Below are 14,222 nucleotides of genomic sequence, written 5' to 3'. Positions count from 1 at the left end.
TCCGCCCGCGCCGGAACTCATCGGTCGGCCGCGGTGGCCCCTCCGAGGCCGTGGCACTCCCCGTACGCCCGCTCCGAACCGCACCAGCACGCCGCCCCCGGCTGCGGCGGCCACGCCACCGCCCGGCCCCGGGCCGCCAGGGTCGTCGCGTACTGGGGGAGGAGGGTCGCGTCGGTCGGGGAGGCGCCCTCCGACGCCGCGAAGGCCTCGTACGACGGGACGGTGCCCCGCACCACGCCCAGGTTGGGGGTGCCGGACGACGCCAGTTCGCGCAGTGCGGACTCTATGGTCGCCAGGTGGTCGCCGTAGGACGGGTACTCGGTGGACAGGGACGGGTAGGCCTCCAGCAGTTCCGTCAGCTCGTCCGCCGGCCAGTGGAGCATCGCCACCGGGAAGGGGCGGGACAGGGCCTCGCGGTAGGCGCCCAGTTCGGCGCGCAGGCGGGAGATCTCCGCCTCCAGGTCCGCGGGGTCGTCCGAGCCCAGCGACCACACGCGCTTCGGGTCGTGCAGCTCGTCCAGGGAGACCGGCATGGAGTGCAGGGTGTCGGCGAGGGCGTCCCACTCGTCGTGGGACAGGCCCAGCATGCGGCGGACACGGTGGCGGCCGTAGAGGAGGGGGTGCGTCGGGTACGGGGGCTGCGCGACGTCCGCCAGGAGCAGGCGGGCGCCTTCCGTGAACGTCTCGTGCGCCGCCTCCAGCTCGTCGTGGGCCTCCAGGGCCTCGGCCACGATCACCCAGGGGGCGGGGTCGCGCGGCGCCGCCGTGCGGACGCCGTCGATGATCGCCCTGGCCTCCGCCTCGTGGCCGTACTCCCACAGGTTCGACGCCTTGAGGGCGCGGACGAGGGACGGGTTCTCCAGACCGGACGAGCCCGAGGACCCGGCCGCGGAGGCCAGCAGGCGGTCGTAGAGCTTGGTGGCGGCGGGGCGGTCGCCGGACAGTTCCAGGTGGGCCGCGGCGCGCAGGAGCAGGGCCTCGGTGTCCTCGGGGTAGAGGCCGGCGGTCCGCTCCAGGCGTGCCGCCTCGGCGGCGTGGTCGACGTTCTCGGCAGACGTGTCGGGGCGCATGGGTGACACCGTACTGCCGGGAGGTGACGAAGTGCTGGGGTGTCCGCAGGCCAGGGCCCCGGGCCGGGCGGGCCGCCGCCAGGCCTCGTACCCCGCCCCGGGGCGCTGCTGTATAACTGGGGCGAACGCGCGTACGGGAGAGGACGGGAGAGGGGGAGCGGCCGATGATCCGAGGACGGGCCGTTCTGCGCCCCCTGCTCGTGCTGCTGCTCGTGCTCCTCCCCGTCGCCCTCGTCGACGTCGGCAGCCTCTCCGCCACCGTCGCGCTCGCCGCGACCGCCGCGGTGAGCTCCGCGCTCGCCGTCTGCGCCGTCATCGCCGCCCGCTGCGCGCCCCCGGTGCCCCGCACCCGGGTCCGTACGGCCATCAGGGACCGGGACCTGCGTACGGCCTTCCTGCCCCAACGCGACCCCGACGCCCGGGGCCGCCGCCGGCCCCGAGCACCCGGACACGCCCTCCCGGCGACCACCGCGTAGGGCACCCCCTCCCCCGAGGCACCCCCACGCGGGTCGTGTCGTCATGCCGCCTTCCCCACCCGGCACGACGAGACCCCCGGAGGGCTCACCCACCCATGTCCGTTTTCGCCAGTCTGGTCGACCACCTCGCCGACCTGCTCCAGCCGCTGTTCGGCGCCTCCGCCGCAGCCGCCGCCATCGTCCTGTTCACCGCGCTCGTACGGCTCCTCGTCCATCCCCTGTCCCGGGCCGCCGCGCGCGGCCAGAAGGCCCGCACCGAGCTGCAGCCGCGGATCGCCGAACTGCGCCGCCGGCACGCCGGGAACCCCGAGAAACTGCAACGGGCCGTCCTCGCGCTGCACGAGGAGGAGAAGGTGTCCCCGCTGTCCGGCTGCCTGCCGAGCCTGTGCCAGGTGCCCGCCTTCTTCCTCCTCTACCACCTGTTCTCCAGCCCCTCGATCGGCGGAGAGGCCAACGCGCTGCTCTCGCACCGGCTCCTCGCCGCCCCGCTGGGCGGACGGTGGGCCGACGCGCTCGGCGCCGGCGGACCGTTCGGCGGGGCCGGACTCGTGTACGCCGTGCTGTTCGCGGTCGTCACCGCGGTCGCCGCCTTCGGCTACCGGCTGACCCGGCGGACCATGGCCGACCGCCCGATGCCGACCGTCGGCGACGGGGAACCGGTGCCGGGGCTCGGCGCGGTCACCAAGGTCATGCCGTTCATGTCCTTCTTCACGCTCGTCACCGTCGCCGTGGTGCCGCTGGCCGCCGCGCTGTACGTCGTCACCAGTGCGGCGTGGAGCGCCGTCGAGCGGGCCGTCCTGTACCGGTGAGGGCACGGCCGTACGGCGCGGCTACGGTCCAGTACGTGAACGGGGTATTGCGGAGTGGATCCCGACCTTGGACGATCGACCAGTCCTCCGATGGTTGTCGCGTCACTGCCGCATCCAGGTCGCACCTCATCGGGCGGGCTGCCCGAGACCGAGGAGTTGGGGATCATGAAGCTGTTGCGAGTCGGTACGGCGGGGTCGGAGCGACCCGCGCTGCTCGACGCCGACGGGACCCTGCGAGACCTGTCGGGCGTGGTGACGGACATCGACGGAGCCCTGCTCGGTGACGACACCGCGCTCGGCCGGGTACGGGCCGCCGCCGAAGCCGGTGGACTGCCCGTCCTGGACGGCACCGGGCTGCGCGTCGGACCGCCCGTGGGGCACATCGGCAAGATCGTGTGCATCGGGCTCAACTACCACGACCACGCCCGGGAGACCGGGGCCGAACCGCCCGCCGAACCCGTCGTCTTCCTCAAGGCGCCGGACACCGTGGTCGGCCCGGACGACACCGTGCTCGTACCGCGCGGCTCCGCCAAGACCGACTGGGAGGTGGAGCTGGCGGTCGTGATCGGGCGTACGGCCCGCTACCTGGAGTCGGCGGAGGCGGGCCTCGCGTGCGTCGCCGGGTACGCGGTGGCGCACGACGTGTCCGAGCGGGAGTTCCAGATCGAGCGCGGCGGGACCTGGGACAAGGGCAAGAACTGCGAGACGTTCAACCCGCTGGGGCCGTGGCTGGTGACCGCCGACGAGGTGCTCGACCCGCAGCGGCTGTCGCTGCGGCTGTGGGTGAACGGGGAACTGAAGCAGGACGGGACCACCGCGCAGCAGATCTTCCCGGTGGGGGAGGTCGTGCGGTACGTCAGCCGGTTCATGGTGCTCCGGCCCGGTGACGTCATCAACACGGGCACCCCGGCGGGGGTGGCGATGGGACGGCCCGAGCCGAAGCCCTACCTGCGGGCGGGGGACGTCGTCGAGCTGGAGATCGAGGGCCTCGGCCGGCAGCGGCAGGAACTGAAGGACGCGTAGGCGCTCCGCCGGGGCGCGGGGACTGCGGTGTGCCGGTGGGCCGCGGGCGGGCCGTGGCCGGTCGCGCAGTTCCCCGCGCCCCTTCAAGGGCGCGTGCCCCTCACGTCAGCAGTGAGGCGAGGCGGCGCCAGCCGTCGCGGGGCAGTGGCGTCATGTCGTCCTCCACCACCTGGAGGGCCACGTGGTCGGCGCCCGCGTCGAGGAAGGCGTCGATGCGGGCGCGGACCGTGCCCTCCTCGCCCCAGGCGAAGACGGCGTCGATCAGCCGGTCGCTGCCGCCGTCGGCGACGTCGGCCTCGGTGAAGCCGAGGCCGAGGAGGTTCCTCGTGTAGTTCGGGAGTTCCAGGTACCGGGCGAGGTAGGCGCGGGCCGTCGCGCGGGCGGCGGCCGGATCGGAGGCGAGCACCACCTTGAACTCCGGGGCCAGCAGCGGTTCCGCACCGAGCCGTTCCCGGGCCCGCGCGGTGTGCTCGGGGGTGACCAGGTACGGGATCGCGCCCGCCGCCCGGTCCCGGGACAGCTCCAGCATCTTCGGGCCGAGCGCCGCCAGCACCCGGTGACCCGACCGCATGCCCGCCCGGTCCAGGTCGTCGAGGTAGCCGACCATCGTCGAGTACGGGCGGTTGTAGCCCTCCACCCGGGGCCCGTGGCCGACACCGAGGCCGAGCACGAAACGGCCGGGGTGGGAGACCTCCAGCTCCGCGAAGCCCGCCGCAGCCGCCGGAGCCCCGTGCTCCCAGATGTTCTGGATGCTGGTGCCGACGACGATCCGCGAGGTCGCCTCGACCAGCGGGACGGCGTGCCGGGCGGCGCTGTTGCCGCCGAGCCACAGGGCGCCGAACCCGAGCTGCTCCAACTCGGCGGCGGCCTCGGCGCGTTCGCCGCCGCCCGCCGGATCCTCGGAGCGCAGCTGCGTGCTCCAGACGCCGTACCGTCCGACCGATTCCTTCAGGGAAGCCGTAGCGTCGTTCATCGGTTGCGAACCCTCCGGTGGGTGCCGTGATCGTCGTGCGTACCCGTGCGCCAACCACGGGCACCCGCCGGTGATTCCGCGCGTAGGCCGTCCGGAGGGCCTGGGGCTTGCCGGGGCCTGCCGGGGCCTGCCGGTCCCGGCCGACGGGCCGGGCTACTCGCCCAGGAACCGTTCCAGCGCCTCCACCACGAGGCGGTGGTCCTCGACCTGCGGCAGCCCGGAGACCGTCACCGCGCCGACCACACCGACGCCGGCCACGGTGATCGGGAAGGAGCCGCCGTGCGCCGCGTACGTGTCCGGGTCGAGCCGCGAGGACGCCTCGAACGTCGTGCCCTTGGCCCGGAAACGGGAGCCGACCAGGTACGACGCGGAGCCGTACCGCTCCACCACCCGGCGTTTGCGGGCGATCCAGGCGTCGTGGTCGGGGGCCGAGCCGGGCAGGGCCGCGTGGAAGAGCTGCTGGCCGGCGCGGTGGATGTCGATGGCGACCGGCGCCTCGCGCTCCCGGGCCAGCCCGACCAGGAGGGAGCCGAGCGCCCACGCGTCGTCGTTCGTGAACCGGCGGAAGACCAGGCGGCGTTCCTGCTCCTGAAGCTCCTCGACGGTCGGGACGGATGCCTCGGGGGTCACAGGGTCACCACCGCGGCGTCGCGGGCGGAGCGGCGGGCCGCCTCCAGCACGTCCAGGGCGGCAGCCGCCTCCCGGGCTCCGACCGGGTTCGGGCCGCCCTCCAGCAGGGCCTTCGCCACCGCCGCGTAGTAGGCGGGGTAGTCGCCCGGAACGGTCTTCGCCACGCTTCCGCCGCCGGTCACCGGGGACTCCCCGGCGCCCACGCGACCCCACAGCGACTCGTCCTCCTCGCCCCAGCCGGGGCCGGGACGCTTGCCCTCGCGCAGCGCCGCCTCCTGCGGATCCAGGCCGTGCTTCACGTAACCGGCCTTCGAGCCCAGGACGCGGAAGCGGGGGCCGAGCTGGGCGGCGGTGGAGGAGACGTGGAGGTGGGAGCGGACGCCGTTCGCGTGCGTGAGGGCGATGAACGTGTCGTCGTCCGCCTCCGCGCCCGCGCGCCGGACGACCGACTCCGCGTACACCTGTGCGACCGGGCCGAAGAGGACGAGAGCCTGGTCGACGACGTGGCTGCCGAGGTCGTACAGGAGACCTCCGATCTCTGCCGGGTCGCCGGACTCGCGCCAGCCGCCCTTCGGCTTCGGCCGCCACCGCTCGAAGCGGGACTCGAAGCGCCATACGTCGCCCAGCGCGTCCTCGGCCAGGAGCTGCCGCAGGGTGAGGAAGTCATTGTCCCAGCGGCGGTTCTGGAAGACGGAGAGCAGCAGGCCGCGCTCCTCGGCCAGCGCCGCCAGCTCCCGCGCCTCGGCCGCCGTGCCCGCGACCGGCTTGTCCACCACGACCGGCAGACCGGCCCGGAGGGCCGTCCTCGCGAGCGGTACGTGCGTCTTGTTCGGGGACGCGACGACGATCAGATCCAGCTCGCCCGCCCGGCCGAACAGCTCGTCGGGCGTGGCGACGGTCCGCACGTCCGGGAACTCGGCGCGGGCCTGCTCCTGCCGGTCGGGCCGGGAGGTGACCACCGTGTCCAGGGCCAGGCCCTCGGTGGCGGCGATCAGGGGGGCGTGGAAGACGGAGCCCGCGAGCCCGTAGCCGACGAGGCCGACGCGCAGCGGGGGAGTGCCGGGAGGGGTACCAGTCATACTCCTACTTTCGCAACGGTGTTGCCAAAGTGCAAGCGGCGGAGACAATGGGCAGGTGAACAGGACGAACGGCGGAGGTGCGAGGCCGGGCGCGGGTGTCGCCGGTGGCGCCGGTGGCGCCGGCGGGGGTATGCGGGGGGCGGTGGGCGGCGCCAATCTGCTCGCCCTGCGCAGCCACAACGCGGCCCTGGTGCTCGACCTGCTGCGCACCGCCGGCACCGAGGGCATCAGCCGGCTCGAACTGGCCGAGCGGACCGGGCTCACCCCGCAGGCGGTCAGCAAGATCACCGGGCGGCTCCGGGAGGACGGTCTGGCCGCCGAGGCCGGGCGCCGCGCGTCCACGGGCGGCAAACCGCGGACGGTACTGCGCCTGGTGCCGGAGGCGGGCCACGCGCTCGGCGTCCACCTCGACCGGGACGAGCTGCGGGCGGTGCTGGTCGATCTCGACGGCACCGTGATGGGGGAGCGGCGCACTCCGCTGGACCTGGGCGCGGGGGCGGAGGCCGTGCTGGAGGGCGTGGCGGGGGCGGCCCGCGAGCTGGCCGCGGACACCCTGCGGCCGCCCGCGGGGACCCTCGCCGGCGCCCCCACCCTCCTCGGTCTCGGCGTCGCCCTCCCGGGGCCGCTCGACCACGTCCGGGGCGTGCTGCACCGGGTCACCGGCTTCCCGGAGTGGGACGGCTTCCCGCTGCGGGACGCGCTGGCGCGGCGGCTCGGCGTGCCGGTCGTCGTCGACAAGGACACCAACGCGGCGGCCCTCGGCCTCGCGGTCGGCGCGGAGGGAACCGGTGCGGGGGCCGGGGAAGGCGGCTCCTTCGCCTATCTGCACCTCGGTACGGGGCTCGGCGCCGGGCTCGTGCTCGGCGGCGGGGTGCACCGGGGCGCCCGGACCGGGGCCGGGGAGTTCGGCCACCAGGTCGTCCAGCTGGACGGGCCGCCCTGCACCTGCGGCGGGCGCGGCTGCGTGGAGGCACTGTGCCTCGCCGCCGTCGCGCGCGGCGACCTCCCGGAGGCGGCGAGGGTGCTGGGCGCGGGCGCCGCGAACCTCGCCGGGCTGCTGGACATCGACCTGGTCCTGCTCGGCGGCCGTACCGTCGCCGCCGCGCCGGAGGCGTTCGTCCACGGGGTCGGCGCCGTGCTGGACGCCCGTGCCCGACGGGAGGGCGGACACGGGGGCGCCGTACCGGTGCGGCTGGCACCCGGGGGGACACGCGGGGTCGCGGAGGGGGCGGCGCAGCTCCTGCTCGCGCCGCTGTTCGGGCGGGGGGATGCGTGAGGGGGCGAGGGGGCCGGGTCCGGGGATGTGTGAGGAGGTGAGGGGGCCGGGTCCGGGGGATGTGTGAGGGGGCCGGGTCCGGGTCATGGCCCCGGGCGTGGTCCGAGGGCGGGGCCAGCCCCTCGGACCACTGCTCACGGCGTACCGGCGGCGGCGCTCACGAACCGACGGCGCACGCGTCCCCGTTCAGGGTGAACCGGGGCGGCGGTGAGGCGTCGCCGGTGTGCTCGGCGAGATAGCCGAGGGTGATGCTCGCGCCCGGCGCGATCGTGGCGTTGTACGGGGCGTTGGCCGCCGCGATCGTGTTGCTCCCCTGGGTCAGCTCCGTGTTCCAGTCGGACACGACGGTCTGTCCGAGGGCCAGCGGGAACGCGAGCGTCCAGCCGTTCACCGGGACGTCGCCGGTGTTGGTGACGGTGAGGTCGACCGTGGTGCCGGTGCCCCAGCGCGTCACCGTGCGGTCCACCCGGCACGTGGGCTCCTCGCGCGTGAACGACACCCGGTGCAGGCCGCCGGGCAGGTCGTTGACCACGTAGAACTCCCCGTCGACGGTCGTGCCGATCGACGTCACCTGGGTGGGCATCTCCCCGATCTCGGCCTGCTCGTAGCCGCCCCGGCCGTCGGGGCGCAGTGCCCAGACGGTGGACGAGCAGTAGTCGGTGGCGATGTACGTGCCGCCGACCAGGCCGTCGTACTCCCGGCCCCGGTAGACGTGGCCGCCGATGACCGAGCAGCCGCCGGTGTAGGGGGAGTAGGTGAAGACCGGCTCGGTGTACTCCTCGCCGGGCGCGCAGTCGCCGCCCTGGAACTTCTCCAGGCCCTCGAAGCAGGACCAGCCGAGGTTCAGCCCGCCCCGTCCGGCGGGGATGTGGTCGACCTCCTCCCAGCGGCCCTGGCCGACATCGCCGATCCACAGCGAGCCGTCCTCGCCGTCGAAGGAGAACCGCCAGGGGTTGCGCAGCCCGTACAGCCAGATCTCCTCCCGGGCGCCGGGGGTGCCGGTGAAGGGGTTGTCGTCGGGGACGCAGTAGGCGAGCGGCGCGCAGGCACGGCTGACGTCGATGCGCATGATCTTGCCCAGCAGGGTGTCCAGCCGCTGTCCGGACCGGAACGGGTCCCCGGAGCCGCCGCCGTCGCCGATGCTCCAGTACAGGTTGCCGTCGGGGCCGAAGGCGAGCTGGCCGCCGTTGTGGTTGCTGTACTTGGCGTGCTCCTGGGACAGCAGGACCTCCAGGCGGGACTCGTCGAGCCGGTAGCGGGCGAGCGTGACCGCGCCGTCGGGCAGCGCCGTGTACGCCAGGTACAGGTCCCGGCTCTCGGCGAAGTCGGGCGGGAGGGCGAGGCCGAGCAGGCCGCGCTCGTTGCCCGACTCGTCCACGGCCGAGGTGATGTCGATCAGCGGGGCCGGGGCCAGGCCGGTGTCCGGGTGGTAGACGCGGACCCTGCCGGACTTCTCGGTGATGAACAGCCGCTCCGTGCCGTCGTCGGGGGCGGCGAGGGCGGTGGGCCGTCTCAGTCCGGAGGCGACCTGGGTGGTGGTCGCGCTGAGCGACGGCAGCGGGACGGGCGCCGCGTTCCGCGCCGCCGCGGCGGGCGAGGGGGTGAGGGTGGTCAGCAGGAGGGCTGATACGAGCAGGGCGAGGGTGCTCAGGAGGAGGGTCGGGCGGTGCCTCATGCGGCGGGCATGTATATGACAATCCATGGGCTCTAGTCCTTCTCTCCCCGCCGTACGGGGAGGGGTGGGGCGGGGTGGGGTGGGTGGGGTGGGGGAGGGCCGGAGGACGTCGGTGGGGTGGGAGCGCTCCCGCCCCTCAGGCTGCGGCCCACGAGGCGGAGCGGCAACGCGTGATTGCGCCACTTTCGGGCCGCTCGGCGTCCTCGGTGCGAGGAGGGCCGTGGGCCGCGGGTGATGCCGGGCCGGGGGGCGTGGGGAGTGCCGACCCGTGGGCGTGGGGCGTGGGGCGATGCCGGGCCGAGGGGCGTGGTGACGCCAGTCCGAGGGGCGTGGGGAGGTGCCGGGCCGGGCGCCGTGGGGTGATGCCGACCCGGGGGCGTGGGGTGATGGCGGCCCCGGGGGCGTGGGGCCATACCAGCCCTCGGGCCGCCGTCCGCCGGCACCGAGGGGGTGTCCGTCCGCCGGCCGAGGGGTGTCCGTCCGCCGTCCGGGCGTCATGGCCCGAATGGCGGTGCCCGAAACCGCGGTCCACCGGCACGCTCATGTGTTCATGCGACTGTTCACGCCCTCGTCCCCCTGCCTGGTGGCGGCAGCCGCCCTCTTCGCCGCCTCCGCGTCGGCCGTCCCGGCGTACGCGGACCCCCGGGCGCCGTTGCCCGCCTGTACGGCCCCGGACGACCACACCTTCCCCCTCACCACCCGCATCCACGGCGGCCCCACCGGCTTCGAGGCCGGCGGCGGCTTCGGCACCTGGTACCTGGACCTCACCAACACCACCTCCCGGACCTGCGAGGGCATCCACCCGGTCGTCGTCCTCGTCGACGAGGAGCGGTCCCTGAAGCCGGCGCAGCCCCGCATGGAGTTCTACGACGGCACCCGGCCGCGTCCCGTCGTGTTCGAGTCGACCGACCGGGACGAACTGATCGGCGTGTTCGGTGAAGGCGGGGCCGAGGGGGAGGGCACGGACGGGGACGGGGGCGGAGGGGCAGGCGCGGGTGAGGACGACGCCGGCTTCCCCGGCTTCACCGTCGGTCCCGGCAGGACCGTGACCGTCAAGGTGCGGCTCGCCCTCACCTCGGACGCCGTGTCCAACGACGTGACCGCCAACGCCGCCGTGGTCCAGCGCAGGGGCGGCGACGGGGAGTGGATCGGCCAGTCGAACGACTACCGCTTCCGCATCCGGTCGGACGAACCCGCCGACGGGCCGGCCACCGGGCGGAGCGCCGACCCCGCCGCCCCCTCCGGTGCCGCCACCCCGGACGACCGGGACACCGGCGCCCCGGACGACACGAGTACAGACGCCCCGGACGATACGACAACCGGCGCCCACCCGGACCGGGACTCCGGCACTGGCACTGGCACCGGCACCCCGGACGACCAGGGCACCGGCACCCCGGACGGAGCGAGCACCGGCACCCCGTTCCCGGACGAGCTGGCCGGCACCGGGCCGGGCCGGACGGGCGCCGCCCTGGCGGCCGCCACCCTGCTCGTCGTCGCCGGCGGCGCGGCCGTACTGCTCACCCGCGGGCGCCGCTGAACCGAAGCACCACGCCGCGTTGACGCCCGTCGGCCACTCATCGTGGCGGTCGTGGCGGTCGAGCTGCCGTGCTGCTGGAGGGAAAGCCGTGCCGGGAGGGGCGCGGCACCGTGGTGGCGGACCCGGCACCGGAGGAGCCGCTGTCCGCCGGTCCACCGGCGGGATCCGTCCGCCGGTCCACCGACGGGATCCGTCCGCCGGTCCACCGGCGGGATCCGTCCGGCGTGTCCTGGCTAGGCTGTGGGGCGTCGGTACGCCGCGGTTCCGGCGCCCCCGCCCTTGCCCCACCGCACGCCAGGGAGTTCGTTGCACATGGCAGACCGCAAGCCCATCGAGTCGTGGCTCACCGACATGGACGGCGTCCTCATCCACGAGGGCGTGCCGATCCCCGGCGCCGACGCCTTCATCAAGAGGCTCCGCGAGTCCGGCAGGCCCTTCCTGGTGCTCACCAACAACTCGATCTACACCCCGCGCGACCTGCACGCCCGGCTGCGCCGCATGGGCCTGGAGGTGCCGGTCGAGGCCATCTGGACCTCGGCGCTGGCCACCGCCAAGTTCCTGGACGACCAGCGGCCCGGCGGCTCGGCCTACGTCATCGGCGAGGCCGGCCTGACCACCGCCCTGCACGACATCGGCTACATCCTCACCGACCACGACCCCGACTACGTGGTCCTCGGGGAGACCCGTACCTACTCCTTCGAGGCCATGACGAAGGCGGTACGGCTGATCAACGCGGGCGCCCGCTTCATCTGCACCAACCCCGACGAGACCGGCCCCTCCACCGAGGGCCCGCTCCCGGCGACCGGCGCGGTGGCCGCCCTCATCACCAAGGCGACCGGCAGGCAGCCGTACTTCGCCGGCAAGCCCAACCCGCTGATGATGCGCACCGGGCTGAACGCGATCGGCGCCCACTCCGAGACCAGTGCCATGATCGGCGACCGCATGGACACCGACGTGCTGGCCGGCATAGAGGCCGGGATGCAGACCTTCCTCGTCCTCACCGGCCTGACCCGGCCCGAGCAGGTCGACGGCTTCCCGTACCGCCCGTCCCAGGTGGTCGACTCGATCGCCGACCTCGTGGAACGGGTCTGAACCCCGGTAAACCCGCGCCTTCCCGGCGTAGCCCGTTCGGAGCAGCCGGCCCCCGCGCAGGATGCGGGGGCCGGTCCCGCGGGGGAGCCTCCAGACAACTGGAGGTACACGATGGGCTCACTGAAAGTCACTCTCTGTGCGGGTGCCGCGTTGACCGCGGCGCTCGCACCGATCGCGCCGGCCGCCCACGCGGCGGACGGGGGAGGCGTCTCGGTGTCACCGTCCGCCCCCGCGCCGGGCAGCGACGTACGGCTGCGCGTGTCCGACTGCACCGAGAAGACGGCCGTCGCCGTCTCGGCGGCGTTCGTCTCGGACGTGAAGCTCTCCCTGTCCGGCTCGGAGGGCGTCCTCGTCGGGTCCAGCACGGTCCGCTCCACCATGGAGGCCGGCGCGTACGCCGTGCGCGTCACGTGCGGTGGCACCGCACGCGAGGGCACCGTCACCATCGGTGGGAAGCGGCGCCCGGCCGCCCCCGCCTCCCCCGTCGCCCCCGTCGACGCGGGCGGCGGCGGCACCGCGCGGCTGGCCGCGGACGCCCGCGACGAGGCCCGGCCCGAGCCCCCCGGCACGGCGCACACCGTGACCGGCCTGGTCCTCGCCGGCATCGCCGCCGTCGCCGTAGCGCTGCGCAGTGTCCGCAGCCGGAGCCGCGGGGCGGACTGACCATGGCCGAACAGGACCGGCACACCACCGGCTCGGGCCGCCTGGTGACCGGCACCGCCTGGGTGGTGCTGCTCCTCGGCCTGTGGCTGTGGGGCCGCGAGGCCACCGACGTGCGCGAGGTCGTGTCCCGGCCGGCCACCGGCGACATGGCGGCGGCCGGCCGGCCGCCCGACATACCGCTGCCGCCCGCCCACGCCCCCCTCGGCGACGCCCTGCCGCAGCGCCTCGACATCCCCGGACTCGGTGTCGAGGCCCCGGTCGTCGCCCGCGGCCTCGACGCCGAGGGAGCCATCGAGCCACCGCCCTTCGACCAGCCCGGCTCCGTCGGCTGGTACGCGGACGGCGCGACGCCGGGCGCGGCCGGGACCGCGCTGCTGGTCGGCCACGTCGACACCGAGACCCGTCCCGCCGTCTTCTACGAGATCAGCACGCTGGAGCCCGGCGAGACGCTCCGGGTGGTCCGCGACGACGGCGAGGCCGCCGAGTTCACCGTCGACGACGTCCAGGTCCTCGCCCGCGACGGCTTCGACGCCCAGCAGGCCTACGGACCGCGCGCCACCGGCCGCGCCGAACTCCGCCTGATCACCTGCGGCGGCACCTTCGACCGCGCCACCAACGGCTACACGGCCAACGTGGTCGTCTCGGCCTACCTCACGGGCACCGGCCCCTAGACCACCGGCCCCCTCGGGACCACCGCCTCCTCAGGGTCACCGGCCGGACCGCCGACCCCTCAGGATCACCGACCCCTCAGGATCACCGACCCCTCAGGCCCGCCAACCCCTCAGGACCACCGGCCCGGAGGGCCTCCGGGCCGGTACCCGGGAACCGCGTGGGTGCCGGAGGCGTATGTCAGGATTGGGCCTTGGAACATGCACCCAGGGGGGGCGGATGCACGGCAGCAGGGGGGCCACGACGTGGTCCACGAGGCGAACGTCCGCGGCGGTGCTGGGGGCGGCGCTGCTGCTCGCGGGCTGCTCCTCGTCCGGGGACGGCGAGAACGAGGACGGGAAGGCGGGCGCGGGCATCACGCAGCGGCCCGAGGAGGCCGGCCCGTTCTGGGTCAACCCGGACGGCAACGCCGCCCGGCAGCTGGTGGCCCTGGAGAAGTCCGGCAAGGAGGACCAGGCCGAGCAGATCCGCAAGATCGCCCAGCAGCCGACCGGCGAGTGGATCAGCCCGGAGAACCCGCAGGAGCAGGCCCGCGGCTTCACCGAGGCCGCCGACGAGGCCGGCCGCACCGCGCTGCTCGTCCTCTACAACATCCCGCACCGCGACTGCGGCCAGTACTCCGGCGGCGGCGCCGCCGACGGCGACGCCTACCGCGCCTTCATCGACGGCGTGGCCGAGGGCATCGGCGACCGCTCCGCGACCGTCGTCCTGGAACCGGACGCCGTGCTCCACCTGGTCGACGGCTGCACCCCGGAGGAGTTCCACGAGGAGCGCTACGACCTCCTCAAGGGCGCCGTCGCCAAGCTCGGCGCGCTGAAGAACACCAAGGTCTACCTCGACGCGGGCAACGCCGGCTGGGGCCACCCCGACCAGATCTTCGAGCCGCTGAAGTGGGCGGGCATCGACGGCGCCGACGGCTTCTCGGTCAACGTGTCGAACTTCTACACCACCGAGGACTCCATCGCCTACGGCAAGCAGCTCGCCGCCAAGGTGGGCGGCAAGCACTTCGTCATCGACACCAGCCGCAACGGCAACGGCCCCTCCACCGAGGGCGCCCCGGACACACGCTGGTGCAACCCGCCGGGCCGCGCCCTCGGCGAGACCCCGACGACGAAGACGGCCGACCCCCTCGTCGACGCCTACCTGTGGGTCAAGCGCCCCGGCGAGTCGGACGGCGAGTGCAAGGGCGGACCCAAGGCCGGCGAGTGGTGGCCGGAGTACGCCCTGGAACTGGCCCGGGGATAGGAGAG

Annotated in this window: 14 protein-coding genes; 9 read left to right on the top strand and 5 right to left on the bottom strand. The window is 74.6% G+C overall.

What is annotated here, in order from left to right; translation table 11 throughout:
* Positions 1-17: 17 nt before the first annotated feature.
* Positions 18-1,070, bottom strand: coding sequence for an SEC-C domain-containing protein (locus tag ACVV2G_RS11265; RefSeq protein WP_453842505.1), 1,053 nt, complete (start codon positions 1,068-1,070; stop codon positions 18-20).
* 164 nt (positions 1,071-1,234) lie between these two features.
* Here ACVV2G_RS11265 and ACVV2G_RS11260 point away from each other — a divergent pair, with 164 nt between their 5' ends.
* The 3 genes from ACVV2G_RS11260 (at position 1,235) to ACVV2G_RS11250 (ending at position 3,378) form a co-directional block, all read left to right on the top strand.
* Positions 1,235-1,546: a DUF6412 domain-containing protein gene (locus tag ACVV2G_RS11260; RefSeq protein WP_453842504.1), complete on the top strand. Its 312-nt coding sequence runs from the start codon at positions 1,235-1,237 to the stop codon at positions 1,544-1,546.
* A gap of 95 nt (positions 1,547-1,641) precedes the next feature.
* Positions 1,642-2,355 (top strand): YidC/Oxa1 family membrane protein insertase, encoded by a 714-nt coding sequence (locus tag ACVV2G_RS11255; RefSeq protein ID WP_453842503.1) that lies wholly within the window; start codon positions 1,642-1,644, stop codon positions 2,353-2,355.
* Positions 2,356-2,520: 165 nt separating this feature from the next.
* Positions 2,521-3,378: a fumarylacetoacetate hydrolase family protein gene (locus ACVV2G_RS11250; RefSeq protein WP_453842502.1), complete on the top strand. Its 858-nt coding sequence runs from the start codon at positions 2,521-2,523 to the stop codon at positions 3,376-3,378.
* Positions 3,379-3,478: 100 nt separating this feature from the next.
* Here the strand turns inward: ACVV2G_RS11250 and ACVV2G_RS11245 are convergent, their stop codons facing one another.
* From ACVV2G_RS11245 to ACVV2G_RS11235, 3 genes are all read right to left on the bottom strand, one after another.
* Positions 3,479-4,351: an LLM class F420-dependent oxidoreductase gene (locus ACVV2G_RS11245; protein ID WP_453842501.1), complete on the bottom strand. Its 873-nt coding sequence runs from the start codon at positions 4,349-4,351 to the stop codon at positions 3,479-3,481.
* A gap of 153 nt (positions 4,352-4,504) precedes the next feature.
* A complete protein-coding gene (locus ACVV2G_RS11240) occupies positions 4,505-4,981 on the bottom strand; it encodes a heme-degrading domain-containing protein (protein ID WP_453842500.1) in 477 nt (158 codons plus the stop codon).
* Positions 4,978-6,060 (bottom strand): Gfo/Idh/MocA family oxidoreductase, encoded by a 1,083-nt coding sequence (locus ACVV2G_RS11235; RefSeq protein ID WP_453842499.1) that lies wholly within the window; start codon positions 6,058-6,060, stop codon positions 4,978-4,980. Before ACVV2G_RS11235 ends, ACVV2G_RS11240 begins: the two co-directional genes overlap by 4 nt.
* A 130-nt stretch (positions 6,061-6,190) precedes the next feature.
* On the opposite strand from ACVV2G_RS11235, the gene ACVV2G_RS11230 reads away from it, so the two are divergent.
* Positions 6,191-7,336, top strand: a complete 1,146-nt coding sequence (locus ACVV2G_RS11230; protein WP_453842623.1) for an ROK family transcriptional regulator — start codon at positions 6,191-6,193, stop codon at positions 7,334-7,336.
* A gap of 157 nt (positions 7,337-7,493) precedes the next feature.
* On the opposite strand, the gene ACVV2G_RS11225 is transcribed toward ACVV2G_RS11230, so the two are convergent.
* Positions 7,494-9,011 carry a PQQ-dependent sugar dehydrogenase gene (locus ACVV2G_RS11225; protein WP_453842498.1) on the bottom strand — a complete coding sequence of 506 codons (1,518 nt, stop codon included), beginning with the start codon at positions 9,009-9,011 and terminating at the stop codon, positions 7,494-7,496.
* Positions 9,012-9,561: 550 nt separating this feature from the next.
* Between ACVV2G_RS11225 and ACVV2G_RS11220 the strand changes: the two genes are divergently transcribed.
* The 5 genes from ACVV2G_RS11220 (at position 9,562) to ACVV2G_RS11200 (ending at position 14,217) form a co-directional block, all read left to right on the top strand.
* Positions 9,562-10,548, top strand: coding sequence for a hypothetical protein (locus ACVV2G_RS11220; protein ID WP_453842497.1), 987 nt, complete (start codon positions 9,562-9,564; stop codon positions 10,546-10,548).
* A gap of 312 nt (positions 10,549-10,860) precedes the next feature.
* Positions 10,861-11,640 (top strand): HAD-IIA family hydrolase, encoded by a 780-nt coding sequence (locus tag ACVV2G_RS11215; RefSeq protein WP_453842496.1) that lies wholly within the window; start codon positions 10,861-10,863, stop codon positions 11,638-11,640.
* 111 nt (positions 11,641-11,751) lie between these two features.
* The gene (locus tag ACVV2G_RS11210) at positions 11,752-12,303 is read left to right on the top strand and encodes a hypothetical protein (RefSeq protein WP_453842495.1); all 552 of its coding nucleotides are present in this window, start codon (positions 11,752-11,754) and stop codon (positions 12,301-12,303) included.
* Positions 12,304-12,305: 2 nt separating this feature from the next.
* Positions 12,306-12,974, top strand: coding sequence for a class F sortase (locus ACVV2G_RS11205; protein WP_453842494.1), 669 nt, complete (start codon positions 12,306-12,308; stop codon positions 12,972-12,974).
* A 217-nt stretch (positions 12,975-13,191) separates the two neighbouring features.
* Positions 13,192-14,217, top strand: a complete 1,026-nt coding sequence (locus ACVV2G_RS11200) for a glycoside hydrolase family 6 protein (RefSeq protein ID WP_453842493.1) — start codon at positions 13,192-13,194, stop codon at positions 14,215-14,217.
* Positions 14,218-14,222: the final 5 nt, after the last annotated feature.

The organism is Streptomyces sp. JK94, from assembly GCF_053613315.1.
This window is presented reverse-complemented; position numbering and strand designations above follow the sequence as displayed.